Raw genomic sequence first — 24,508 nt, forward strand, 5'->3', positions numbered from 1 at the left:
CCCCCTTCGGGCCTGCGACCCATCTAGGAGCGGCGGCGGGGCTTTCCGGCCTTGCCGCCGCTCTTTGTGTTCCTGCTGCCGCGGGGGTTTCGGGTGGTCGGCTTGCCGGCCGCGGCGGCACGCCTGGCCTTCGGCGGCTGCTTCTCCTCCGGGGCCTTGGTGCGGCCGCGTGAGCTGTTGACGGTCCGGCCCCGGACGATTCCGATGAAGTCCTCGACCAGGTCGGTGGTCGCGTCCTGCGGCCAGGACAGGGCGACCCGTGACTCGGGGGCGTCCGTGACCGGCCGGTAGGTGAGGTCCTTGCGGTGGTGCAGGCGGGCGAGCGACTGGGGGACGACGAGCAGCCCGATTCCGGCCGCCACCAGCTCGATCGCGTCCGCCGTGGTGGCGGGACGCTCGAACGCGGGCTCTCCCGGCGGGCGCTCCCAGTCGAGGGTGTCGTCGAGGGGATGCAGCACGACCTCGTCCGCCAGGTCCTCGGTGGTCACCTCGTCGACCGCCGCGACGACGTGGTCCTTGGGGATCACGACCACCGTGGTCTCGGTGTAGAGGGGGATCGCGCTGAGGTCGGCCCGGTCCACCGGCAGCCGTACGAAACCGGCGTCCGCACCGCCCTCCCGCAGCAGGCCGAACGCCTCGGCGGCGGACACCTGGAGGAGGGTCAGGGGGACGTCGGGCAACCGCTCGTTCCAGATCCGCACCCACTTCGTGGGCGTCACTCCCGGGACGTACGCGAGCCGGAACGAAGGGGATGCTTCCGAGCCTGTCACGTGACCAGGCTAACGGTCGCGGTCACCGTCACCGTCACCGTGACCGTCCGGTCGTGGTCGGCGGTGGCGCGCACGCTCGTTACCCTTGACCCCATGACGTCGCACCAGACCACCCAGACCATGAAGCCCGCCACCGCGGCGAAGAAGCTGGGTGTGTACCTCGAAGCCACTCCCGCCGAGTTCCGGGAGGGCGTCGTCACGCGCGCCGAGCTGACCGCGCTCCAGGCGAACCCGCCCGCCTGGCTGGAGGAACTGCGCCGCAACGGCCCGCACCCGCGCCCTGTGGTCGCCGAGAAACTGGGCGTCTCCATCGCGGGGCTCGCGCGCGGGGGAGTCACCGAGGCCCTCACCACCGAGCAGATCGAGGCCCTGAAGCAGGACAGCCCCGAGTGGCTGCGGAAGGAGCGCGCCACCCAGGCGGAGGTCCGCAAGGAAGGCGCCCGCATCAAGAAGCGCAACGCGGAGCGAGCGGCCCAGTCGGACGGCCGGCGTTCCTGAACCGGCTCACCGGGGGCGTGTCGAGCGCCCGGCGGCAACCGCCGATGCCGATCACGCGTGGTTGAAGGGCGTGATCGGCATCCCCGAGGGCCCCGACCCCGAGAGCCCCGACTCGCACACCGCCGGAACGAACTCCCGCACCGTCGAACTGCTCCACGTCTGAAGCCGGGTCCGGGCCGAGATCGACCCCGCGGAGGCCGAGCGTGGACGCCGTCCACGTCCTGCCGGACGGCGGCCCGGACATCGGCGCACTGACCAGCGCGTCGTCGACAGCGAGGACTTCGATCCGGCCGCCGAGAACATCGCGGTGTGGGCCGCCCGCCGGCATCCCACCACGGAGGACCCGCACGAGCGGCTCGTCCTGCTGCTCCTCGCGCTCCGGGTCGCCGAGGTCCGCGATCTGCCGTACGGCGTCGGCCGCGAGGTCCGCGCTCTGCTCCGCACATCGGCCCCGCACCAGCGAAAAACCATGAGCCGTTGGGCCGGGGGCCCGGGCAGGATGCTCTCCGTGAACCATCTCCTGGGCGGGCTCGCCGCCAATCCCGCGCTGCCGTCCGACCTGGTCGACCGGCTGATCGCCGTCGCGGACGCCGATGTCGCCCATGACCTCGCCGGTCGTACGGACCTCACCCGGGCGCAGGCGCTCGCCCTGGCCTCGCGTGTCGAGGAGAGCGGTGTGCGGCTGGCGTACGAGGGCCTGCTGACCGCCGCCGACATCGATCCGGCGGCACAGCCGGACGTCGCCCTCGCGCTGCTCGACGAGGGTGCCGGCACTCCGGAGTGGGCTCGTCTCCTCGCGGCGGACCCGGTGGTCGAGCGCAGGGAGAAGCTGGCCGCCTGCCCCGACCTCCCGTCCGATGTGGTGGAGACGCTGGCCGAGGACGCGGACGTACGGGTCGTGGTGGAGCTCGCGTGGTGGGCCGCGCCGGACGTGGCCGCCAGGCTCGCGGGGCATCCGCATGCCGAGGTGCGCCGTGCGGTGGCCGCCAACGAGGCGACACCGCCGGACGTGCTGGCGGCACTCGTCACCGGCGAGGGCCTGCCGCCCGCGCGGCGGTGCCTGGTCTGCGACCGCGAGGAGCCGCCGTTCACGCACAGTCCCCACTGCGCGCGGACCGACTGCGAGCTGCCGCCGGGTGCCTCCTGCGACGGCTCCCACGAGTCCACCGCGCACGTCATGCTGCGGGCGGCGCTGGAGAACCCGGCGACACCGGCCGCAGCCGTCGCCGGCTTCGCCGACCACCCCTCGATGCTGCTGCGCTGGCCGCTCGCCGCCCGCCGCGGTCTGCCCCCGGAGGTGTACGCCCGGCTCGCCGCGGACCCCACGCCCGGCGTCCGCGCGGACCTCGCCGAGAACCCCGCGATCGACGACACCCTGATCCGCGCGCTGGCCGGCGACGCCGACCCCGCCGTACGGCGTGGACTCGCGCACAACCCCCGGGTGCCGCTCGACGTGCTCACGGACCTGGCGGCCATCACCAGGATCGGCGCCACCCTGCTGCCGCGGATCGCCGCCGCCACGGCCGCCGAGGTCGAGGACCTGGCGCGGTCGCCGAGCGCGGCCGTACGGATGCTCCTCGCCCAGCGGCGTGATCTGCCGGCCGGGATCCGTGACGCGCTGGCCGGCGACCCCGACGCGAAGGTGGTCAAGTCCGTCGCTCCGCACCCCGGCCTCTCCGCAGCGCGGCTGCGCGCCATGGTCGACCGGCACGGCGCCCAGGTCATCGCCGGTGCGGCGGCCAACCCGGACGCGACTGCGGCCTTCCTGGAACACGTGACCCGACAGCGGCCACCGGTGCGCAAGGCACTCCGAGAGATCGCCCGCCACCCCCGCGCGACGGCCCCCGCGCTGCTCGCCTGCCTGGCGGACGACCGGGCGCGGCCCCTCGCCGCCGGCCACCCGGCCCTCCCGCCGCAGCTCGTCGTCGACCTGCTCGCCGACACCGACGAGCAGGTGGCGGAAGCCGCGGCCGCCAACCCGTCGCTTCCGCTCACCGCGATGACGGAGCTGCTGCGCCGGCCGCCGGCGCCGGTGCTCCGTCACGCGCCGGTGTGACCGAGCGCTTCCACCGGCCCGTCCACCGCCGCGGGTGAGCCCGGCGCGGGCCCTGCCTCGGGCTACCGCCTCCCGCGCCTGCTGCGCGAGACAGGCCTGACCCACGCCCGGGCGGACGCATACTTTCCCGTCATAGGCCCGGCCTGCGCGGCCCTGGCGGCGCCCACGGTGTGGCAGGTCCGCGACCAGCTGGTGGCCAAGGGCCACGCGACACGGTCGGAGATCGACACCTGAAGACCCTGCATGGATTGCATAAACGTGCAACGAAACGTATAGTCATGCCATCCAAGAGGAGGGTTCCATGGCGGTACGCGTGGCGGTGGCGGGAGCGAGTGGTTATGCGGGCGGCGAAGTGCTGCGCCTGCTGCTCGCGCACCCCGAGGTCGAGATCGGTGCACTGACCGGCAACTCCAACGCGGGCCAGCGTCTGGGCGGGCTGCAGCCGCACCTGCTGCCGCTGGCCGACCGGGTGCTCCAGGAGACGACAGCCGAGGTCCTCGCCGGGCACGAGGTGGTGTTCCTCGCGCTGCCGCACGGGCAGTCCGCCGCCGTGGCCGAGCAGCTCGGGCCGGATGTGCTCGTGGTGGACATGGGCGCCGACTTCCGGCTGGAGGACGCGGCCGACTGGGAGAAGTTCTACGGCTCGCCCCACGCCGGGACCTGGCCCTACGGCCTCCCCGAACTGCCGGGTGCCCGCGCCGCGCTGGAGGGGTCCAAGCGCATCGCGGTACCCGGTTGCTACCCCACGGCCGTGACGCTGGCCCTGTTCCCGGCCTACGCGGCGGGCCTCGCCGAGAACGAGGCCGTGATCGTCGCCGCCTCCGGCACCTCCGGCGCGGGCAAGGCGCCCAAGGCGAACCTGCTGGGCAGCGAGGTCATGGGGTCGATGACCCCGTACGGCGTCGGCGGCGGCCACCGGCACACGCCCGAGATGATGCAGAACCTCGGCGGTGTCGCCGGCGAGCCGGTCTCCGTCTCCTTCACGCCGACCCTCGCGCCGATGCCCCGCGGCATCCTCGCCACATGCAGCGCGAAGGCGAAGCCGGGCGTCACCGCCGACTCCGTCCGCGCCGCGTACGAGAAGACCTTCGCCGACGAGCCGTTCGTCCACCTGCTCCCCGAGGGACAGTGGCCGGCGACGGCGTCCGTCTACGGTTCCAACGCTGTTCAGGTGCAGGTCGCGTACGACGAGGCGGCGGGCCGCATCATCGCGATCAGCGCCATCGACAACCTCACCAAGGGCACGGCCGGTGGCGCCGTCCAGAGCATGAACATCGCCCTCGGGCTCCACGAGAGCACCGGGCTGACGACGATCGGAGTCGCACCGTGAGCGTGACGGCAGCAAGGGGATTCACGGCGGCGGGCATCGCCGCCGGGATCAAGGAGAACGGCAACCCGGACCTGGCCCTCGTGGTCAACAACGGGCCCCGCCTCGCCGCCGCGGGCGTCTTCACCTCCAACCGTGTGAAGGCCGCACCGGTGCTCTGGTCCGAGCAGGTGCTGAAGGGCGGTCAGGTCTCCGCCGTCATCCTCAACTCCGGCGGTGCCAACGCCTGTACGGGGCCGAAGGGCTTCCAGGACACGCACGCGACCGCCGAGAAGGTCGCGGAGGTCCTCGAAGGGCACAACGCGGGCGAGGTCGCCGTCGCGTCCACCGGCCTCATCGGCGTACTGCTGCCGATGGACAAGCTGCTCCCCGGCGTCGAGACCGCCGCCGCGCAGCTCTCCGAACACGGCGGTGAGAAGGCCGCCATCGCCATCAAGACCACCGACACCGTGCACAAGACGTCCGTGGCCCAGGGCGACGGCTGGACCGTCGGCGGCATGGCCAAGGGCGCGGGCATGCTCGCCCCCGGCCTCGCCACCATGCTCGTCGTCCTCACCACCGACGCCGACCTCGACAGCGAGACGCTGGACAAGGCCCTCCGGGCGGCCACCAAGGTCACCTTCGACCGGGTCGACTCCGACGGCTGCATGTCCACCAACGACACGGTGCTGCTGCTCGCCTCCGGGGCTTCCCAAGTCGCCCCGGAGTACGCGGAGTTCGCCGAGGCCGTCCGCAAGGTGTGCGACGACCTCGGGCAGCAGCTCATCCGGGACGCCGAGGGCGCCGGCAAGGACATCAGGATCGAGGTCGTCAACGCGGCGACCGAGGACGACGCCGTCGAGGTGGGCCGCTCCATCGCCCGCAACAACCTCCTCAAGTGCGCCATCCACGGTGAGGACCCCAACTGGGGACGGGTGTTGTCCGCCATCGGCACCACGCGGGCCGCCTTCGAGGCGGACCGGCTCAACGTCGCCATCAACGGCGTCTGGGTGTGCAAGAACGGCGGCGTCGGCGAGGACCGCGACAACGTCGACATGCGCTACCGCGAGGTGCACATCGTCGCCGACCTCGCCGCCGGGTCCGAGACGGCCACCATCTGGACCAACGACCTCACCGCCGACTACGTCCACGAGAACAGCGCGTACTCCTCATGAGCACCACGCGGAAGCACACCGCCCTCCCCAAGGCCAGGATCCTCATCGAAGCGCTCCCCTGGCTGACCCGCCACCACGGCAGGACGGTCGTCATCAAGTTCGGCGGCAACGCCATGGTGGACGAGGAGTTGAAGAACGCCTTCGCCCAGGACGTCGTCTTCCTGCGGCAGGCCGGCCTCAACGTCGTCGTCGTGCACGGCGGCGGCCCGCAGATCAGCGCCGCCCTCGACCGGCACGGCATCGTCAGCGAGTTCAAGGCCGGCCTGCGCGTCACCACCGAGGACGCCATGGACGTCGTACGCATGGTGCTCGCCGGACAGGTGCAGCGCGAGCTGGTCGGGCTGCTCAACGAGCACGGACCGCTCGCCGTCGGACTGACCGGCGAGGACGCGCACACCATCACCGCCACCAAGCACCAGCCCGAGATCGACGGCGAACTGGTCGACATCGGGCGGGTGGGCGAGATCACCGCGATCGACACGGGCGCGATCAAGGCGCTCCTCGCCGACGGCCGGATCCCGGTCGTCTCGTCGATCGCCCGTAGCCAGGACGAAGGTGACAGGGGGCATGTCTACAACGTCAATGCTGATACGGCGGCTGCGGCACTCGCTGCTGCTCTGGACGCCGAAACCCTCATGGTCCTCACGGACGTCGAGGGCCTCTACGAGGACTGGCCCCACAGTGACGAGGTGATCAGCCGCCTCACCGCTTCCCAACTGGAGAAGCTGCTGCCGGAGTTGTCCTCCGGCATGGTGCCGAAGATGCAGGGCTGCCTGCACGCCGTGCGCAACGGCGTGCAGACCGCCCGCGTCATCGACGGCCGGGTCCAGCACTCGATCCTGCTGGAGATCTTCACCGACGAGGGCATCGGCACGATGGTCGTGCCGGATGCGGAGCAAGAGGGGGATGCCGGATGACCGAGACCGCGAAGAACGCAGAGCTGACGCAGCGGTGGCAGGGCTCGCTCATGAACAACTACGGCACCCCCAAGCTGCCGCTGGTCCGCGGAGCGGGCGCCAAGGTCTGGGACGGCGACGGCAAGGAGTACGTCGACTTCGTCGGCGGCATCGCCGTCAACGCGCTCGGCCACGCTCACCCGGCGATCGTCGAGGCCGTCAGCACACAGATCGCCTCCCTCGGCCATGTGTCCAACCTGTTCATCGCCGAACCGCCCGTCGCGCTCGCCGAACGGCTCCTCGAGCACTTCGGCCGGGACGGCAAGGTCTACTTCTGCAACTCGGGCGCCGAGGCCAACGAGGGCGCGTTCAAGATCGGCCGGCTGACCGGGCGGTCCCACATGGTCGCCACCGAGGGCGGCTTCCACGGCCGGACCATGGGCGCCCTCGCCCTCACCGGCCAGCCCGGCAAGCGGGAGCCCTTCCTGCCGCTGCCCGGCGACGTCACGCACGTCCCGTACGGCGACGCGCAGGCCCTGGCCGCCGCGGTCACCGAGGAGACGGCCCTCGTCGTCATCGAGCCCATCCAGGGCGAGAGGGGCGTCGTCGTCCCGCCGGCCGGCTATCTGAAGGCCGCCCGGGCCATCACCGCCGCCACCGGCTCGCTGCTCGTCCTCGACGAGGTGCAGACCGGTGTCGGCCGGACCGGGCACTGGTTCGAGTACCAGGCCCACGAGGGCGTCCTGCCCGACGTCGTCACCCTCGCCAAGGGCCTCGGCGGCGGACTGCCGCTCGGCGCGACCGTCGCCTTCGGGCGGGCCGCGGAGCTGCTTCAGCCGGGCCACCACGGCACCACGTTCGGCGGAAACCCGATCGCCTGCGCCGCCGGACTCGCCGTCCTGGAGACCATCCGGGCGGAGGGCCTGCTGGAGAACGTCAAGCGGCAGAGCGAGAAGCTGCGGGACGGAATCGAGTCCCTCGGCGACCCGATGATCGACTATGTCCGTGGCGCGGGCCTCCTGCTGGGTATCGTGCTCACCGAGCCGCTCGCGCCCCTGGCGCAACAGGCCGCTCAGGACGCCGGTTTCCTGGTGAACGCGCCCGCCCCCGATGTCGTACGGCTGATGCCCGCGCTGAACATCGGTGACGCAGAGGTGGACGCCCTCCTCCAGGCGCTTCCCGGCATTCTCGACGCGGCGCGGGCGGCGCACGAAGCCAGTGGGGACGGACGAGCCGGGGAATGAGACGACGATGAGCCAGGCGCAGGAGCACGACCAGGCGGGGCCCGCCGTGCCGCAGACCCGCACCGCACGCCACCGGCGGATCGTGGACATCCTCAACCGGCAACCTGTGCGGTCGCAGAGCCAGTTGGCGAAGCTGCTGTCCGACGACGGGCTGAGCGTCACGCAGGCGACGCTCAGCCGGGACCTGGACGAGCTCAACGCGGTGAAGATCCGTAACAACGACGGCGACCTGATCTACGCGGTGCCGAGTGAGGGGGGTTTCCGGACCCCCCGGGCCCCGCTGGGGGAGTCGGCCAAGGAGGAGCGGATGCGGCGGCTCTCCGCGGAGCTGCTGATCTCCGCGGAGGCTTCGGCGAACCTGGTCGTCCTGCGTACGCCGCCGGGTGCGGCCCAGTTCCTGGCCTCGGCCATCGATCAGGCGGAACTGCACGACATTCTGGGGACGATCGCCGGTGACGACACGTTGCTGTTGATCAGCCGGGATCCTGTGGGTGGGCAGGCGTTGGCGGATCACTTGCTGCGGCTGGCTCAGAACGGCAACGGGAACGGGCACGGGCACGGATAGGGGTGCTTTGCGGGGACACCGGCCGCGGGTTCGTCGTGGCCGGTCGCGCAGTTCCCCGCGCCCCGTTCGGGGCGCCGCACCTCAGCCCAATCGCGAAGCCAAGCCTCCCGTGCAGCGCACCTCATCGCCCGCCGTGATCAGCAGCGCCTCCGTGTCCTCCAGGGACTCCAGCCACGCCAGGCCCTCCCGCGAACCCATCGCGAAGGCCGCGGTCGCCCAGCAGTCCGCCCAGGTCAGGCGAGGGGCGACGACCGTCACCGCGACCAGGTCCGTCACGGCGGACTTACCCGTGCGGGGGTCGACGATGTGGGCGCCGCGCTCGGCCGTGCCGGAGGTGGCGACGGCGAGGCGGTCGGTACCGGCCGCGGTGACGACGGCGGCGAGACCACCGGGGCGGAGGGGATCGGCCACGCCGACGCGCCACGGCCGGTCGGGGCCGGGGACACCGCACAGCTGGACGTCGCCGCCGCCGTTGACGCTCACCCCGACCGCTCCGGCCTCGACCAGGCGCAGAGCGGCCCGTTCGGTGGCCCAGCCCTTCACCAGGCCCGTCGGGTCGAAGCGGCCCTCGTACGTCGCGCTGAACCAGCCACCGCTCAACCGCTCGGCCTCGGCGCACAGCTGGAGCACCTCGGCGACCTCGGGGTCGCACTCCTCGATGGTCAGCTCGGCCCGGGCCAGCCGGGAGATCTGGCTCTGCTCGCGGTAGGTGCTGAACACCTCGTCCACGGCGTGGAGCCCGGCCACCGCCTCTCCCAGCGCGGCCTTGACCGCCGTGGGCTCGCCTCCCCGGATGTCGAACGAGAAGACGGTGCCCATGACCTCCTCGACGTGCCGCAGTTGGGCGGGCGCGGCGCCCCCGGCGGGTTCTGCCACCGGATCAGCCGGCCTGGTCCAGGGCGGACTGGAGGGACTCCTTGTAACCGCCGCTGGTGTACGTGGCGCCTGAGACAGCATCGATGTCAGCACTCCCTGCCGAGACGGCGTTCTGGTTGAGCTGGGGGATGGCGGTCCCGCTGATCTGGGTGGAGCGGCCGCCGCTGGGCTGCTGCAGCGCCTCGGCGTCGGTGATCTTGCCGCCGCTGACGGTGATCCGGACCTGGACGGGGCCGTAGTCGGTCTGTACGGCCGAGCCCGTGAGCACCTGGGTGCCCGTCGCCTGCCCCGCCCCGGAGTCCTCGGCGCCGCCGCCCGCGTCCTGCGAGCCGCCCGCCTCGGCCTCGCTGCCCGAGTCCTGTGCGTTGCCGGCCTGGTCCAGGGCGGACTGGAGGGACTCCTTGTAGCCGGCGCTGGTGTAGGTGGCGCCGGACACCGCGTCGATCTCGGCGCTGCCCGCGGCCACGGCCGCCTGGTTGAGCTTCGGCACCGAGTCGCTGGTGATCTGCGTGGAGCGACCGCCGCTCGGCGCCTGCACGGCCTCGGCGTTGGTGATCTTGCCGCCGCTGACGGTGATCCGGACCTGGACCGGCCCGTAGTCGGTCTGGACGGTGGTACCCGTGAGCACCTGCGCGCCCGAGTCCTGTGCGCTGCCGGCCTGGTCCAGGGCGGACTGGAGGGACTCCTTGTAGCCGGCGCTGGTGTAGGTGGCGCCCGAGACCGCGTCGATCTCGGCGGTACCGGCGGCCACGGCCGCCTGGTTGAGCTTGGGTATGGCGTCGCTGCTGATCTGGGTGGAACGGCCGCCACTGGGCTGCTGTACGGCCTCGGCGTTGGTGATCTTGCCGCCGTTGACCGTGATGCGGACCTGGACGGGGCCGTAGTCGGTCGTCACGGCGGTGCCCGTGAGGGTCTGCGCGCCGGCCGCCGCCCCCAGACCGCCCTGTGCCGAAGGAGCACCCCCCGCCGCACCGGCCTGTACCGATCCGGCCGGGTCCGAGGCGGGCTTCAGCGACAGCAGCAGCACGATGCCGGACACGGTGGCGGCGGTGGCGAGCAGGGTCCGCCGGATGGGGTGGCTCTTCTTCATCGCTCCTTCAGCTCCTGAAAAGTGAAGTCTCGTGAGGGACAACCCCGTGGGGGAGCCCCCTGGGCAGGGGAGAGGTCGGGTGGGACCGGTGGGGAGAGGGAGCGTCCGCTCACATCTCGAACGACTCGTGGTGGATACGGCGGGTCGGGACGCCCGCGCCGCGCAGCGCCGCGTACACACCCTGGGCGAAGCCGGGCGGCCCGCACAGGAAGACGTCGTGGCGCTCGATGTCCGGGATCTTGCGGCGCAGGGAGTCCGGCGAGATGTCCGGGCGTTCGCCCTCCGGGCTGTTCACCGCGTACATCAGCCGCGCCCCGCGCTCCTCCGCGATCTGCGCCAGCTCGTCCCAGAGGGCCAGGTCCTGGGTGCTGTTGGCCCGGTAGAGGAGCGTCAGGTCACCGGCCGCGCCGGGCAGCGTCTCGAACAGGGCCCGCATCGGCGTGATACCCACACCGCCGGCCACCAGCAGCACCTTGCCCCGGCTGCGCTTGCCGGCCGTCAGCGCCCCGTAGGGGCCCTCGGCCCACACGCGGGTGCCGGGCTGAAGGTCGCGCAGCGCCGAGCTGTGGTCGCCGATCGCCTTGACCGTGATGCGCAGCATGTTGGGGCGGGGCGCCGCCGACAGCGAGTACGGGTGGGAGCTGAACCGCATGCCCGGCGCGAGGAACCGCCAGCGGAAGAACTGCCCGGCCTCCGCGCCCATCCGGTGCAGCTTGCGCCCGCTCATCAGCACCGAGACGATGCCGGGCGACTCCTCGATGACCGCCTCGACCCGCAGCCGGTGCCGCATGTTGAGCCGGATCGGCGTGATGATCCGGTACCAGACGACCAGCGCGGTCACCGACCCGTACAGCGCGTACCAGCCGGTCTTCGCGGCGGGCGTGACGGCGAACTCGTTGCCGGTGGAGATCTGGTGCCAGAACGTCAGGAACGTCGCCGCGTACGTCAGCAGGTGGGTGTGGTACCAGAGGTCGTACGGGATCCGCTTGCGTACCGGGCCGATCGACATGAGCCCGATCAGCACCAGCAGACCGGTGCCGATGGCGGCCTTGCCCATGTCCGGCAGCTGGTTGATCGAGTCGATCGTCTGCTGGAGGATCGCGGTGTGGGTGAGCCCGGCCTGGAGGGCGTACCCGTACATCGTGAGGACGACGTGCGCGACGACCAGGCAGAGCGTGTAGCGGCCGGTCATCGCGTGCCAGCGCGCCACCCGGTCGGAGCCGACACGGCGTTCCAGCGCGGGCACGCGGGCCATCTGGAGCACGACCAGGGCCATCAGGTAGCCGCCGAGCAGGCCGGTGATCCGGCCGGCGTTCACCATCTTGCTGCCCTGGTCCGCGATGGAGGGCGTGTTGTCCCACCACAGCCACACCACCGCGGCCACGCCCGCAAAGAAGATGATCAGCAGCGGGACGGCGGGGGAGCGACGAGGTCGGATGCGGCGCATCGTCTGGCGGCGCGCGGCGCGACCTCCGGCGATCGTGGACACGGTTCCTCCGTGGTGGGCTGGACCCTTGGCCCACACGTACGTGCTGGGAGTGCCGTGTGTTCAACCCCGTGCCCAACTGCCTCGCGGAACGGTCGGTACCGGATGACGGCCGTACGCCCGCCGCTCGCCCCGATCGTGAGGTGCGGCTCTCGCCCCGGCCTCAGGCGTGGGAGGGCGGCAGCGGCAACGGCAGCCCCGGGAGTCCGTCCATGCTGGTCGCGATGTGCTCCTTGGAACCGAAGTACGCGCTGAGCGAGTCGTCGTCCTCGCGCGCGAAGCGCCGGGCGTGCAGGTCGCGGTCCTCCTCGTACGCCATGAACGGCACGGAGTAGCCGCAGCTGTCGCGGATGTGTTCGGCCCGGACCACGATGATCGCGCGCAGGCCGTGGGAGGCGGGGTCGATGTCGGGGAAGCGGGCGAGGAGTTCCGGGAAGCGCGGGTCGTCACGGAAGACGGCCTCGCCCTTGCCGTGTACGCGCACGATGTTGGGCGGGCCCTGGAAGGCGCACCACATGAGGGTGATCCGGCCGTTCTCGCGCAGATGCGCGATGGTCTCCGCGTGGGACCCGGCGAAGTCCAGGTAGGCGACGGTCAGTTCGTCGAGGATCACGAACGAGCCCTTGAGGCCCTTGGGGGAGAGGTTGACCGTGCCGTCGGCGGACAGGGGTGCGGTCGCGGTGAAGAAGAGGGGCTGGGCCTCGATGAAGGTACGCAGGCGGCCGTCGATGCGCTCGTAAGTCTTTCCCATGTCTAACGATTATCGGCAGAAACGCTTCGCCTGTCTGAGGAATTGTGCTCGAAGACGCGAATTCCGGGTGGACCCATCGCTGGGATCCACCCGGAACCGGGTCTTCCGTGGCCGCCCCGGCCGGCGCGCGGGGCGACCACGGTTCCTGTCGCCCACAAGGAGCGCAGGGGGTCACTCGGTGAGCGGCCAGGTCACTCGGTGAGCGGCCAGGTCACCGTGACCGGCTGTCCTACTGGTTGAGCTGGCAGGGGGCGAGCGCCTCCAGGCCCTCCGGCTTGGCGGCGGCGCGGCCGATCGCCGTCTCGATGCGGTTCAGCGCGGCGACGCGCTTGTCCTCCAGCGGGCCGAGGATGGCGTTCTGGACGAAGTTGGGGCCGCCCTGGCCGACCGTGTCGATCAGGCGCTGGTTGGCCTCCTGGATCTGCGTGTCGAGCTGGGCCAGGTTGCGGTCGACCTCGGCCTGCGCGGACGCCGGGATCGCCGGGAGGCTGCCCTCGACGGCCGGGCAGGAGATGGTGCCCGCGGCACCGGCGTCGCCCGCGTCCCCGGCGGCGTCACCCGCGCCCGCCTCCTCGCCGGCCCCGGCCTCCTCGCCCGCGCCCGCTTCCCCACCGGCCGCCGTCTCGGTCGGCGCGGCGGTGGCCTCCTCGCCCGCACCGGCCCCCGCCTCCTCGCCGGCGCCCGCCGCGCCGCCCTGGACGAGCTCGCAGGGCGCGAGGGCTTCCAGGCCCTCGGGCTTGGCGGCGGCGCGGCCGATGGCGGTCTCGATGCGGTTGAGCGCGGCGACGCGCTTGTCCTCCAGCGGGCCGAGGATGGCGTTCTGGACGAAGTTGGGGCCGCCCTGGCCGACCGTGTCGATCAGGCGCTGGTTGGCCTCCTGGATCTGGGTCTGCAGCTGGGCGAGGTTGCTGGTGACCTCGGCCTGGGCGGAGGCGGGGATCGCCGGGAGGCTGCCCTCGACGGCCGGGCAGGAGATGGTGCCGGGGGACGCGTTCCCCGCGGCGTCCTGCCCGTTGTTGTTGGCACCCTCACCGGCGAGGGCGGAACCCGCGATGACCGCTCCGGAGAGCACGACCGCGGCGGCGCCGCCGATGATCCCTACGCGACGCTTGTTGTACTTCGGAAGAGCCCTGGACATGCGGATGCCTCACTCGGGTCGGGTGTGGTCGTTGTTTACAAACGCGGCGCCTGCGTTCGGGGAGAGTTACGGGAAAGCGGTTTCGTTTGTTCAAACGTTTCTGGGGATCTCTGGAAGTTCTCCCAGATTGACTATTCATGCAGGATCCCGCATACTCATGCATATCGGTGAACGCAAGGTGAGGAGAGCCCCGTGACCGAGCGCGTCGTACTCGCCTACTCGGGCGGTCTTGACACCTCCGTCGCCATCGGCTGGATCGCCGAGGAGACGGGTGCCGAGGTCATCGCGGTCGCGGTGGACGTCGGCCAGGGCGGCGAGGACTTGGACGTCATCCGCAAGCGCGCCCTCGCCTGCGGCGCGGTCGAGGCCGAAGTGGCCGACGCGCGGGACGAGTTCGCCGACGAGTACTGCCTCCCGGCGATCAAGGCCAACGCCCTCTACATGGATCGCTATCCGCTGGTCTCCGCGCTCTCCCGCCCGACGATCGTCAAGCACCTCGTCGCCGCCGCCCGGAAGCACGGCGCCACGACCGTCGCCCACGGCTGCACCGGCAAGGGCAACGACCAGGTCCGCTTCGAGGCCGGCATCGTCGCCCTCGCCCCCGACCTGAAGTGCGTCGCCCCGGTCCGCGACTACGCGATGACCCGCGACAAGGCCATCGCGTTCTGCGAGGCCAAGCGCCTCCCGATCGCCACCACCAGGAAGTCCCCGTACTCCATCGACCAGAACGTCTTCGGACGCGCCGTCGAGACGGGCTTCCTGGAGGACATCTGGAACGGCCCGATCGAGGACATCTACGAGTACACCCAGAACCCGGCGGGCCTGCGCGACCCCGACGAGGTCGTCGTCACGTTCGAGCAGGGCGTCCCGGTCGCGATCGACGGCAGGCCCGTCACCGTCCTCCAGGCGATCCAGGAGCTGAACGAGCGCGCCGGCGCCCAGGGCGTCGGCCGGATCGACATGGTCGAGGACCGTCTCGTCGGCATCAAGTCCCGCGAGGTCTACGAGGCCCCGGGCGCGATCGCCCTCATCACGGCCCACCAGGAACTGGAGAACGTCACCGTCGAGCGCGAACTCGCCCGCTACAAGCGGCAGGTCGAGCAGCGCTGGGGCGAACTCGTCTACGACGGCCAGTGGTTCTCCCCGCTCAAGCGCGCCCTCGACGGCTTCATCGACGAGGCCAACGAGTACGTCTCCGGCGACATCCGCATGACGCTGCACGGCGGCCGCGCGGTGGTCACGGGCCGGCGCTCGCAGTCCTCGCTGTACGACTTCAACCTGGCGACGTACGACACGGGCGACACGTTCGACCAGGCCGCGGCCAAGGGCTTCATCGACATCTACGGCCTGTCGTCGAAGATCGCCGCCGAGCGGGACCTGTCCAAGGGCCGATAACCTGCGGTCACATCCACACCCTCTCTAGGAGCAACGCAAGTGAGCAGCAACAGCGGTGACGTACGGCTCTGGGGCGGCCGTTTCGCCGACGGTCCCGCCGAGGCCCTGGCGAAGCTGTCCGCGTCCGTCCACTTCGACTGGCGGCTGGCGCCGTACGACATCGCCGGCTCCCGCGCCCACGCGCGCGTGCTGCACAAGGCGGGCCTGCTCACCGAGGACGAGCTGACCCGGATGATCGAGGGCCTGGACCGGCTCGAAGCGGACGTGGCGTCGGGTGAGTTCATCGGCACCATCGCCGACGAGGACGTGCACACCGCCCTGGAGCGCGGCCTGCTGGAGCGCCTCGGCCCCGACCTGGGCGGCAAGCTGCGCGCCGGCCGGTCCCGGAACGACCAGGTCGCGACCCTCTTCCGCATGTACCTGCGCGACCACGCCCGGACGATCGGCGGTCTGATCGCCGACCTCCAGGACGCGCTGATCGGCCTCGCGGAGGCCCACCCGGACGTGGCGATGCCCGGCCGCACCCACCTCCAGCACGCCCAGCCGGTCCTCTTCGCCCACCACGTCCTCGCCCACGTGCAGTCCCTGTCCCGGGACGCGGAGCGCCTGCGCCAGTGGGACGAGCGCACGGCGGTCTCCCCGTACGGCTCGGGCGCCCTCGCGGGCAGCAGCCTCGGCCTGGACCCGGAGGCGGTGGCCAAGGACCTCGGCTTCGAGCACGGCAGCTCCGCGAACTCCATCGACGGCACGGCGTCCCGCGACTTCGTCGCCGAGTTCGCCTTCATCACCGCGATGATCGGCGTGAACCTCTCCCGGATCGCCGAGGAGGTCATCATCTGGAACACGAAGGAGTTCTCCTTCGTGACCCTCCACGACGCGTTCTCCACGGGCTCGTCGATCATGCCGCAGAAGAAGAACCCGGACATCGCGGAGCTGGCGCGAGGAAAGTCCGGCCGCCTGATCGGCAACCTGACGGGCCTGATGGCGACGTTGAAGGCCCTTCCCCTCGCCTACAACCGCGACCTCCAGGAGGACAAGGAGCCGGTCTTCGACTCCATCGACCAGTTGGAGGTCCTTCTCCCCGCCTTCACCGGCATGATGGCCACCCTCACGGTCCACCGCGAGCGCATGGAGGAACTGGCTCCCGCCGGCTTCTCCCTCGCCACCGACATCGCCGAGTGGCTCGTCAAGCAGGGCGTCCCCTTCCGCGTCGCCCACGAGGTCGCCGGTGAGTGCGTCAAGGCCGCCGAGGCCGAAGGCAAGGAGCTCAGCGACCTGACGGACGACCAGTTCGCCAAGATCTCGGCCCATCTGACCCCCGAGGTCCGCACGGTCCTGAACGTCCCCGGCGCCCTGGCCTCCCGCAACGGCCGAGGCGGCACGGCCCCGAGCGCGGTCGCGATCCAGCTGGCCGAGATCAAGACGGACGTGGCGGCCCAGCACGCTTGGGCCACCGCCAAGAAGAGCTGAGGCAAAGCGCCCCGTCAGGAGCGGGGAACTGCGCGAGAAGTCCCACCGAACCCGCACCTCGGGGGTCGAAGGGGCGCAGTCCCTGGGGATGGGGACGGATAGGGGCGGCGGGGGCGGAAACTCCCCGGAGCCCCACACCACACAACGAAGGTCATCGCGAGTTACGTTGGTCGGCAGCCCCAAGGAGCCGACCGAACGGAGCCCGCGATGCCCTTCGCCCGACTGGCCACAGCGACAACCCCCACCTGCCACATCGGACTCGGCCTCGCCGCGGTCGGCCGCCCCGGCTACATCAACCTCGGCCGCGACCACGACCTCGGAGCCGACCGCGGCGTCGAGGCGCTGCGCACCCGCACCCACGACCTCCTCGACGCCGCCTACGCCCAGGGCGTCCGCTACTTCGACGCGGCCCGCTCGTACGGCCGCTCGGAGGAGTTCCTGGCGGCCTGGCTGAGCACCCGCCCGGACATCGACGACATCGTCGTCGGCAGCAAGTGGGGCTACACCTACACCGCCGACTGGACCACCGACGCCGAGCGGCACGAGGTCAAGGACCACAGCGTCCAGGCGTACGAACGGCAGCGCGCCGAGAGCGTCGAGCTGCTCGGCGACCGCCTCGACCTCTACCAGATCCACTCGGTGACCCCGGACAGCCCGGCCCTCACCGACAAGGAACTCCACGCCAAGCTGGCGGAGGCCGCCGCCCAGGGCGTCACCATCGGCTTCTCCACGAGCGGCCCGGCCCAGGCGGAGGCCATCCGCGCCGCCCTCGCCGTGACGGTTGACGACGAGCCCCTCTTCCGTACCGTCCAGTCGACGTACAACGCCCTGGAGACCTCCGCCGCCCCCGCCCTCGCCGAGGCGCACGACGCCGGACTCACCGTGATCGTCAAGGAGGGCATGGCCAACGGCCGCCTGGCCGAGCCGTACGCCCCGGACGCGCTGAAGTCGGTCGCCCAGGAGACGGGCCTCGGCTGCGACGCGGTCGCCCTGGCGCTCGTTCTGCGGCAGCCCTGGGCCGGTGTCGTCCTCTCCGGCGCCGCCACCACCCTCCAGCTCGCCTCCAACCTGCACGCGGCGGTCGTCGACCTCGACGACGAACAGCTGACCCGCCTCGCGAACCTCGTCGAGGACCCGCGGACGTACTGGGAGAAGCGCGGCCGGCTGCCCTGGCACTGAGAAAGAACCCTGGTGGGCGACCTGCCATGAGACATCCATGCCTGTGATGAGACAAGAATGTCTCATGTGGGCTATGGTTGTCTCATGGCCGTCGACCGTGAACACGTGCTGCGCAGCGCAGCCGCCCTACTGACCCGCAAATCCACCGCGACCATGGACGAGGTCGCCAAGGCCGCCGGGATCAGCCGGGCCACGCTGCACCGCCAGTTCGCCGGGCGCGACGCGCTCGTACGGGCGCTGGAGGCGCTCGGCATCGCGGAGTGCGAGGCCGCACTGGACGCGGCCCGCCTGACCGAGGGCCCGGCCCGCGAGGCCGTACGACGGCTCGTGCGGGAGGTCGAACCGGCCGCGGGCCTCCTCGCCTTCCTCTACTCCGAGAACCAGTTGTTCGAGGGGGAGCAGCACGAGGGCTGGTTCCGGATCGACGACCGCATCGCGGCCCTCTTCCGACGCGGCCAGGCGGCCGGCGAGTTCCGTATCGACCTCACCCCGGCCTGGCTCACCGAGGCGCTGTACGGCCTGCTGGCCTCCGGTGCCTGGGCGGTCTCGGAAGGCCGCGTGGCCCCCAAGGACTTCCACTTCATGATCGTCGAGCTGCTGCTCGGCGGCGCACTGCGCCACCCCGAGCCACATTCCGGACAACCGAGAGAGGAATCATGACCAGCATCCTGCAGCCGGCCCGCACGGTGGAGACGGAGAAGAGGCCGGGCCGGTGGCTCGCGCTCTCCGTCCTCGTGCTCGCCGTGCTGCTGGTGGCCGTCGACGCGACCGTCCTCGGCCTCGCGAGCCCCTACATCAGCGAGGACCTGAAGCCCTCGGGCACCCAGCTCCTGTGGATCGGCGACGTCTACTCGTTCGTCATCGCGGGCCTGCTCGTCTCGGCCGGCAGCCTCGGCGACCGCGTCGGCCGCAAGAAGCTGCTGCTGCTCGGCGCCACCGCGTTCGGCGCGATTTCCGTGCTCAACGCCTACGCCACGACACCCGAGTTGATGATCGTCGCAAGGGCGCTGCTCGGTGTCGCGGGCGCGACCCTGATGCCCGCCACCCTCGCCCTGATCCGCAACCTCTTCCACGACCCGCGCGAACGCAGCCTCGCCATCGGCATCTGGGGCGCCACGGCCTCCGCGGGCACGGCGGTCGGCCCGGTCGTCGGCGGTTTCCTGCTCGAACACTTCTGGTGGGGCTCGGTCTTCCTGATCAACCTGCCGGTGATGGTCGTCCTCGTCCTCGTCGGGATCAAGCTGCTGCCCGAGTCCCGCCACCCGGACCCCGGCCCGTGGGACCTGCCCAGCGTCGGCCTGTCACTCATCGGCATGATCGGTGTCGTGTACGCGGTGAAGGAGACCGCCGCCCACGGCCTCGACGGCGACGCGCTCGCCGCGGGCCTCTTCGGAGCCGCCGCGCTGTACTTCTTCGTACGCCGCCAGCTGACCCTGCCGCACCCGCTGCTGGACATACGACTGTTCCGCAACCGAGGCTTCTCCGGAGCCGTCCTCGCCGACCTGCTGACGATTCTCGGCCTGTCCGGCCTGGTCTTCTTCCTCTCCCAGTTCCTGCAACTCGTCCAGGGCAGGGGCCCGTTGGAGGCGGGCCTCGCGGAACTCCCGGCGGCCGTCGGCGCGGTGGCGGCCGGCCTGGTCGCGGGAGCCGCCGCCCGCCGCTTCTCCGTCCGATCCGTGGTGGCGGGCGGCCTCGCGGCCATCGGCCTGGCCCTGGGCATGCTCACCCTGGTCGACCGGTCCACCGGCTACCCCCTGATCGGCGCGGCCCTGCTGATCGTCGGCGTCGGCGCGGGTTTCGCCTTCACCGTCACCGCCGACGTCATCCTCTCCAGCGTCCCGAAGGAACAGGCGGGTTCGGCCTCGGCGGTCTCCGAGACGGCGTACGAGTTGGGTGCCGCCCTGGGCATCGCGGTCCTGGGCTCCATCGTGACCGGCGTGTACCGCGACTTCACGGCCCCTGCGGGCACTCCGGCCGGGGCCCACGAGTCCTTGGGCGGCGCGGTGGAGGTGGCGGCGGGCATGCCGCCGGCAACGGCTCAGACCCTGCTCGCATCGGCCCGCGAGTCCTTCGTCGACGGCCTCACCATCGCCGCGGGCGCGGGAGCGGTGGTCCTTCTGGCGACGGCGGCAGCGGCATGGTTCATGCTCCGCGGCCAACGGCTGGACAGCCGACCTTAGGGGCGCGGGGCTCTATCGATATGCGGCTCCGCCGCGGGGCGCGACCAGCCCCCACAAACCCGCAGCCGACGAACGACGGAAGTCCCCGGCCCCAGCGGAGCTACGCCGCCTCTTTCGCCTTCGACGCATACATGTCCACGTACTCCTGCCCCGACAGCCGCATGACCTCAGTCATCACGGAATCGGTCACCGCCCGCAGCACATACCGGTCCCGATCCATCCCCTCGTACCGGGAGAACTCCATCGCCTCACCGAACCGCACCGTCACCCGGTGCGGCCGGGGCAGCCCCGCACCCCCCGGCTGAATCTTGTCCGTCCCGATCATCGCGAACGGAACGACCGGTGCCCCGGTCATCAGGGTCAGCCGGGCGATCCCGGTACGCCCCCGGTACAGCCGTCCGTCGGGCGACCGTGTGCCCTCGGGGTAGATGCCGAACACCTTGCCCTCGTCCAGGATCCGCCGCCCGGTCATCAGCGCGGCCACACCGCCCCGGCCGCCGTCGCGGTCGACGGGGATCATGCCGACGCCGATGAAGAACCAGGCCATCAGGCGGCCCTTGACGCCCTTGCCGGTGACGTACTCGTCCTTGCCGATGAAGAAGACCTGCCGGTCGCAGACCAGCGGCAGGATCATCGAGTCGATGAACGTCAGATGGTTGCCGGCGAGGATCACCGGACCGTCCCCCGGGATGTGCTCCGCACCCTCCACCCGAGGGCGGAACATCAGGCGCATGATCGGTCCGAGCACTGCCTTGATGAGCGCGAAGCGGGACAACTGGCCCTCCCATGTCAAGCGTTCCGGTACAAGTATGTGCAGGTGAGGACGATACTCCCGGCTCACAGGGTGGCGCACACCGGGTTCACCGAGTGGATACCAACTGTTGACACGCGTTTACCTGCGGTGACGTCCCGATGGCGGGCTGTCACCGGCCCGCAACATGTGACGGATGTCGCGTCCCCGAACCGATACTCCGTCAACTTCTGTCTCCAGTGCGACATCCGGCGTCTTCCGCGTGTTGCGTCCCAGGTCTCCCAGCGGTCACCTCACGACACCTACGATCGTCCCGCTTTGACAGGTGCAGGGCGGTGGGAGGAGCCGACATGGGGACGCAGGAGTCGCGGCAGTCGCAGGACTCGCAGCAGCAGGGGCGCGGAACGGGGCGGCGGGCGCTGCTCGGTGCCGCGGTGCTCGGCGCGGGCGGAGCGGTCCTCGGACTGCCGGCCACGGCGAGAGCCGACGAGGCCAAGGCGAGCGGGAAGTCGGGCGACGGGTACCGGAGTCTGCCGGTGCCGACGGTCATCGCGCACCGCGGTGCCAGCGGCTACCGCCCGGAGCACACCCTCGGCTCGTACCAGTTGGCCCTCGACATGGGCGCGCACGTCATCGAGCAGGACCTCGTGCCCACCAAGGACGGCCATCTCGTATGCCGTCACGAGAACGACATCACCGGCACGACCGACGTCGCCGCGCACCCCGAGTTCGCGGGCCGCAAGACCACGAAGGTCGTTGACGGCGTCTCCTACACCGGCTGGTTCACCGAGGACTTCACCCTCGCCGAGCTGAAGACCCTGCGCGCCAAGGAGCGCATCCCGGGCAACCGCCAGGAGAACACCCTCTACGACGGCCGCTGGGAGATCCCCTCCTTCGAGGAGGTGCTGCGCTGGGCCGACAAGGAGGGCAGGAAGCGGGGCGAGCGGATCTGGCTGCACGTCGAGACCAAGCACCCCACCTACTTCCGCAAGCTGGGCCTCGGCCTGGAGGAGCCGCTCGCCAAGCTGCTGCGCAAGTACAACCGTCACAAGAAGAACTCGCCCGTCTTCCTGCAGTCGTTCGAGCCGAGCAGCATCCAGCGCCTGAACCGCCTGGTCGACAGCCCCCTCGTCGTCCTGCTCTCCGGCGCCGCCACCCGGCCCTGGGACTTCGTCGAGGCGGGCGACCCGCGCACGGTCGCCGACCTGGTCAAGCCGGAAGGGCTCGCCTGGATCGCCTCGTACGCCCAGGGCATCGGCCCCACGCTCGACCTGATCATCCCGCGCGACTCGAGCGGCAACCTCACCACGCCGACCACCCTCGTCGCCGACGCGCACGCCAAGGGTCTGATCCTGCACCCCTACACGATGCGCAACGAGAACAGCTTCCTGCCCGCCAACTTCCGCAAGGGCACGGACGCCAACGCCTACGGCGACGCCTTCGGCGCGTTCAAGGTGTACTTCGAGACCGGCATCGACGGCATCTTCACCGACAACCCGGACACGGGCCTGCTGGCCCACGCGGACTTCGTCAACGACTGATCCGCCGGCCGTCGGCAGGGCCATGAGCCACCCGGCCCATGGCCCCGCGCGTCAACGCCCGAGCCCCATGCCCCGATTGGGGTGACTCCCGTCCGCCCCGGCAACCCCTTGCCGGGGCGGCGGCGTCCCGGGGCATATGACACACCACATGCTCGCCACCCTCCGGCCCCTGCTGGTCGCGGAGGTGTCGGCCGAGGCCTCCGCGGCCGGGGCGGAGGCGGGGGATCTGGAGCAGGCGGTCTGGCTGCGCCTGCTGGAACGGCTCGACGCCGACGGCCCGCCCGCCGACCCCGAGAGCTGGCTGCGCAGCGCCGTCCGCTTCGAGGCCCGCCTCAGCCGCCGCACGGCCCGCCTCGAACGACCGTACGTCGCCGAGCCCGCCGACGAGCACGCCCCCGGCCCCGAGCAGCAGGCGCTCACCGCCGCCCGCCGCCGCGCGTTGTACGCGGCCGTACGCCGGCTCCCCGGCCGTTGCCCCCGGCTGCTCGCGGCCCTGTTGTCCCCGAAGGACCTCACCTATCGCGAGATCGCGGGCGAGTTGGGTATCTCACAGGGCAGCCTCGGTCCGGAACGTTCCAGATGCCTGGGATGTCTTCGGCGATTGCTGACCGCGGAGGTTGCGGCACGCGAACCGCGGGGATAGGAGTGAAGGACATTGGGTGAGCAGGTGAGCGGGAGGCGTGCACACATGGGCATGAGCGTGACCATCTCCGTGGCGACCGGGCAGGACGCCGAGCAGATCTTCAAGCTGCAGTACCTGTGCTTCCAGAGCGAGGCGGCACTGTACGGCAACTACCGCATCGATCCGCTCGTCCAGAGCCTCGACTCCGTCCGTGAGGAGGTCGCCTCGGACTGTGTGTTCGTGGCCCGGCTGGGAGACGAAGTGGTCGGCTCGGTGCGCGGCGCTCTCGACGCAGACGGCACCGCCTCCATCGGCAAGCTCTGCGTCCACCCCCGCCTCCAGGGCCACGGCATCGGCGCGAGGCTGCTCCGCGCCGCCGAGTCGGCCCTCGCCGAGGAGCACGGCGCCACCAAGTTCCGCCTCAGCGCGGGCCACCGCAGCGAGGGCAACCTTCGGCTGTACCGCCGCGTCGGTTACGAGACCGTGGGCACCAGCCAGGGCCACGACGGCGTACCGATGGTGGTCCTGGAGAAGCCGGCGGGAGCGTACGCGGCGACGGCATGAACGGGGGCGCGCCCTGAAAGGGGCGCGGGGAACTGCGCGATCAGCCAGGACGAACCCGCAGCCGCCTGACGACCCTCAGGCGGCATTCCCCTGCCGCGCACTCTTCCGCAGCCAGTACATCGCGGTGATCGGAAGAATCACGGGAATGAACAGATACCCGATCCCATAGTCGGACCACACCGTCTTGTCCGGAAACGCCGACGGCTCGACCAGCGTCCACGTGCCCACGATCAGCACGCCGGCCAATTCCACCGCACAACAGATCCGCGCGGCCTTACGGGCGAACTCCCCGCCCCGCACCAACGAGTACGTGATGAACCCGTACACCACACCGGCCACCGCCGACAGCGAGTAAGCGAGCGGCGCATGCTCGAACTCGGTCGAGATCTGCACGAGGGACCGCGACACGGCCCCGACGACCATCACGCCGTACAGCCACACCAGCAGTATCCCCGGCCCGCTGATGAGCCGCGCCCGCCCTGTCTCCGGCTTCTCCCGCGGAGCGACCGTCACGTCAGCCTCCCCAGATGTCATAGAGCCGCACCTGCAGCACGGCGAGCACCACACCGCCGGCCGCCACGGTCACGCTGCCCCAGCGGGTGCGCTCCGCCAGTGACATGAACCCGGTCACCGGGACACAGGCGAACGCCCCGAGGAGGTAGGAGACGAAGATCGTGGTCCCCTGCTCCGGCTTCTCCCCACGCGCCAACTGCACGATCCCGACGACCAGTTGGACGAGAGCCAGTACCGACACCACGGCCATGCCGATGACGTGCCAGTCCTTGGTCGGCTGATCGCGGTACGCGGCCCAGCCGCACCAGGCGGCGAGCAGAAGCGCGGCGACGGCGGTCGTCACCGTCAGGGCAACAAGCATGCCGCGACCCTATTACGGCCCAAAACCCCGCCGCGCTCGGCCCCGGGCCAGGAAACCCACAGACCGCGCATCGTGGCCTTG

The 24,508-nt window shown here is 71.2% G+C and carries 24 protein-coding genes and 1 pseudogene; 16 read left to right on the forward strand and 9 right to left on the reverse strand.

Annotated features, from left to right (window positions below; genetic code table 11):
- Window positions 1–23: 23 nt before the first annotated feature.
- Window positions 24–770, reverse strand: a complete 747-nt coding sequence (locus tag JIX56_RS37855; protein ID WP_257547429.1) for a LysR family substrate-binding domain-containing protein — start codon at window positions 768–770, stop codon at window positions 24–26.
- 93 nt (window positions 771–863) lie between these two features.
- Here JIX56_RS37855 and JIX56_RS37860 point away from each other — a divergent pair, with 93 nt between their 5' ends.
- The 8 genes and pseudogenes from JIX56_RS37860 to JIX56_RS37890 all read left to right on the forward strand — a co-directional run bounded on the left by JIX56_RS37860 (window position 864) and on the right by JIX56_RS37890 (window position 8,510).
- Window positions 864–1,268 (forward strand): DUF5997 family protein, encoded by a 405-nt coding sequence (locus tag JIX56_RS37860; RefSeq protein ID WP_257547431.1) that lies wholly within the window; start codon window positions 864–866, stop codon window positions 1,266–1,268.
- Between the two features lie 508 nt (window positions 1,269–1,776).
- The gene (locus tag JIX56_RS37865; RefSeq protein ID WP_257551339.1) at window positions 1,777–3,324 is read left to right on the forward strand and encodes a hypothetical protein; all 1,548 of its coding nucleotides are present in this window, start codon (window positions 1,777–1,779) and stop codon (window positions 3,322–3,324) included.
- Window positions 3,325–3,366: 42 nt separating this feature from the next.
- Window positions 3,367–3,552 (forward strand): annotated as a pseudogene (locus tag JIX56_RS48165) (SAM-dependent methyltransferase); the annotation flags it as partial.
- Between the two features lie 73 nt (window positions 3,553–3,625).
- A complete protein-coding gene (argC, locus tag JIX56_RS37870) occupies window positions 3,626–4,654 on the forward strand; it encodes an N-acetyl-gamma-glutamyl-phosphate reductase (protein ID WP_257547432.1) in 1,029 nt (342 codons plus the stop codon).
- Window positions 4,651–5,805, forward strand: a complete 1,155-nt coding sequence (gene argJ, locus JIX56_RS37875; protein WP_257547434.1) for a bifunctional glutamate N-acetyltransferase/amino-acid acetyltransferase ArgJ — start codon at window positions 4,651–4,653, stop codon at window positions 5,803–5,805. The genes argC and argJ overlap by 4 nt, the downstream gene beginning before the upstream one ends.
- Complete coding sequence (argB, locus tag JIX56_RS37880) at window positions 5,802–6,722, forward strand: acetylglutamate kinase (RefSeq protein WP_257547436.1); 921 nt, start codon at window positions 5,802–5,804, stop codon at window positions 6,720–6,722. Before argJ ends, argB begins: the two co-directional genes overlap by 4 nt.
- Window positions 6,719–7,945: an acetylornithine transaminase gene (locus JIX56_RS37885; protein WP_257547438.1), complete on the forward strand. Its 1,227-nt coding sequence runs from the start codon at window positions 6,719–6,721 to the stop codon at window positions 7,943–7,945. Before argB ends, JIX56_RS37885 begins: the two co-directional genes overlap by 4 nt.
- 7 nt (window positions 7,946–7,952) lie before the next feature.
- On the forward strand, window positions 7,953–8,510 hold the full coding sequence (locus JIX56_RS37890) for an arginine repressor (protein ID WP_257547440.1): 558 nt from the start codon (window positions 7,953–7,955) through the stop codon (window positions 8,508–8,510).
- Between the two features lie 81 nt (window positions 8,511–8,591).
- Here JIX56_RS37890 and JIX56_RS37895 read toward each other — a convergent pair whose 3' ends face one another.
- The 5 genes from JIX56_RS37895 to JIX56_RS37915 all read right to left on the reverse strand — a co-directional run bounded on the left by JIX56_RS37895 (window position 8,592) and on the right by JIX56_RS37915 (window position 13,851).
- A complete protein-coding gene (locus JIX56_RS37895) occupies window positions 8,592–9,386 on the reverse strand; it encodes an FAD:protein FMN transferase (RefSeq protein WP_257547442.1) in 795 nt (264 codons plus the stop codon).
- A 4-nt stretch (window positions 9,387–9,390) separates the two neighbouring features.
- Complete coding sequence (locus tag JIX56_RS37900) at window positions 9,391–10,476, reverse strand: FMN-binding protein (protein WP_257547443.1); 1,086 nt, start codon at window positions 10,474–10,476, stop codon at window positions 9,391–9,393.
- A gap of 109 nt (window positions 10,477–10,585) precedes the next feature.
- Entirely contained in the window at window positions 10,586–11,923 is a 1,338-nt protein-coding gene (locus JIX56_RS37905) for a ferredoxin reductase family protein (protein ID WP_257551340.1), read from the reverse strand.
- A gap of 202 nt (window positions 11,924–12,125) precedes the next feature.
- On the reverse strand, window positions 12,126–12,713 hold the full coding sequence (locus JIX56_RS37910) for a pyridoxamine 5'-phosphate oxidase family protein (RefSeq protein WP_257547445.1): 588 nt from the start codon (window positions 12,711–12,713) through the stop codon (window positions 12,126–12,128).
- A gap of 229 nt (window positions 12,714–12,942) precedes the next feature.
- On the reverse strand, window positions 12,943–13,851 hold the full coding sequence (locus JIX56_RS37915; RefSeq protein ID WP_257547447.1) for a hypothetical protein: 909 nt from the start codon (window positions 13,849–13,851) through the stop codon (window positions 12,943–12,945).
- Window positions 13,852–14,043: 192 nt separating this feature from the next.
- Here JIX56_RS37915 and JIX56_RS37920 point away from each other — a divergent pair, with 192 nt between their 5' ends.
- The 5 genes from JIX56_RS37920 (at window position 14,044) to JIX56_RS37940 (ending at window position 20,075) form a co-directional block, all read left to right on the forward strand.
- Window positions 14,044–15,246, forward strand: a complete 1,203-nt coding sequence (locus JIX56_RS37920; RefSeq protein WP_257547449.1) for an argininosuccinate synthase — start codon at window positions 14,044–14,046, stop codon at window positions 15,244–15,246.
- 39 nt (window positions 15,247–15,285) lie between these two features.
- On the forward strand, window positions 15,286–16,716 hold the full coding sequence (gene argH, locus JIX56_RS37925; RefSeq protein ID WP_257547451.1) for an argininosuccinate lyase: 1,431 nt from the start codon (window positions 15,286–15,288) through the stop codon (window positions 16,714–16,716).
- 207 nt (window positions 16,717–16,923) lie between these two features.
- Window positions 16,924–17,895, forward strand: a complete 972-nt coding sequence (locus JIX56_RS37930; RefSeq protein ID WP_257547453.1) for an aldo/keto reductase — start codon at window positions 16,924–16,926, stop codon at window positions 17,893–17,895.
- Between the two features lie 84 nt (window positions 17,896–17,979).
- Window positions 17,980–18,555 (forward strand): TetR/AcrR family transcriptional regulator, encoded by a 576-nt coding sequence (locus JIX56_RS37935; RefSeq protein ID WP_257547455.1) that lies wholly within the window; start codon window positions 17,980–17,982, stop codon window positions 18,553–18,555.
- Window positions 18,552–20,075, forward strand: a complete 1,524-nt coding sequence (locus tag JIX56_RS37940) for an MFS transporter (protein WP_257547456.1) — start codon at window positions 18,552–18,554, stop codon at window positions 20,073–20,075. The genes JIX56_RS37935 and JIX56_RS37940 overlap by 4 nt, the downstream gene beginning before the upstream one ends.
- 100 nt (window positions 20,076–20,175) lie before the next feature.
- Here JIX56_RS37940 and JIX56_RS37945 read toward each other — a convergent pair whose 3' ends face one another.
- On the reverse strand, window positions 20,176–20,850 hold the full coding sequence (locus JIX56_RS37945) for a lysophospholipid acyltransferase family protein (RefSeq protein ID WP_257547458.1): 675 nt from the start codon (window positions 20,848–20,850) through the stop codon (window positions 20,176–20,178).
- Between the two features lie 326 nt (window positions 20,851–21,176).
- Here JIX56_RS37945 and JIX56_RS37950 point away from each other — a divergent pair, with 326 nt between their 5' ends.
- The 3 genes from JIX56_RS37950 to JIX56_RS37960 all read left to right on the forward strand — a co-directional run bounded on the left by JIX56_RS37950 (window position 21,177) and on the right by JIX56_RS37960 (window position 23,553).
- Window positions 21,177–22,367, forward strand: coding sequence for a glycerophosphodiester phosphodiesterase (locus JIX56_RS37950; protein WP_257547460.1), 1,191 nt, complete (start codon window positions 21,177–21,179; stop codon window positions 22,365–22,367).
- 136 nt (window positions 22,368–22,503) lie between these two features.
- Window positions 22,504–23,010, forward strand: a complete 507-nt coding sequence (locus JIX56_RS37955) for an RNA polymerase sigma factor (RefSeq protein ID WP_257547462.1) — start codon at window positions 22,504–22,506, stop codon at window positions 23,008–23,010.
- Between the two features lie 45 nt (window positions 23,011–23,055).
- On the forward strand, window positions 23,056–23,553 hold the full coding sequence (locus JIX56_RS37960) for a GNAT family N-acetyltransferase (protein ID WP_257547464.1): 498 nt from the start codon (window positions 23,056–23,058) through the stop codon (window positions 23,551–23,553).
- A gap of 75 nt (window positions 23,554–23,628) precedes the next feature.
- On the opposite strand, the gene JIX56_RS37965 is transcribed toward JIX56_RS37960, so the two are convergent.
- Both JIX56_RS37965 and JIX56_RS37970 read right to left on the reverse strand, forming a co-directional pair.
- A complete protein-coding gene (locus JIX56_RS37965) occupies window positions 23,629–24,087 on the reverse strand; it encodes a hypothetical protein (RefSeq protein WP_257547465.1) in 459 nt (152 codons plus the stop codon).
- Window positions 24,068–24,427 carry a hypothetical protein gene (locus JIX56_RS37970; RefSeq protein ID WP_257547467.1) on the reverse strand — a complete coding sequence of 120 codons (360 nt, stop codon included), beginning with the start codon at window positions 24,425–24,427 and terminating at the stop codon, window positions 24,068–24,070. Before JIX56_RS37970 ends, JIX56_RS37965 begins: the two co-directional genes overlap by 20 nt.
- Window positions 24,428–24,508: the final 81 nt, after the last annotated feature.

The sequence above is a fragment of the Streptomyces sp. CA-210063 genome (assembly GCF_024612015.1).
GTDB lineage: Bacteria > Actinomycetota > Actinomycetes > Streptomycetales > Streptomycetaceae > Streptomyces.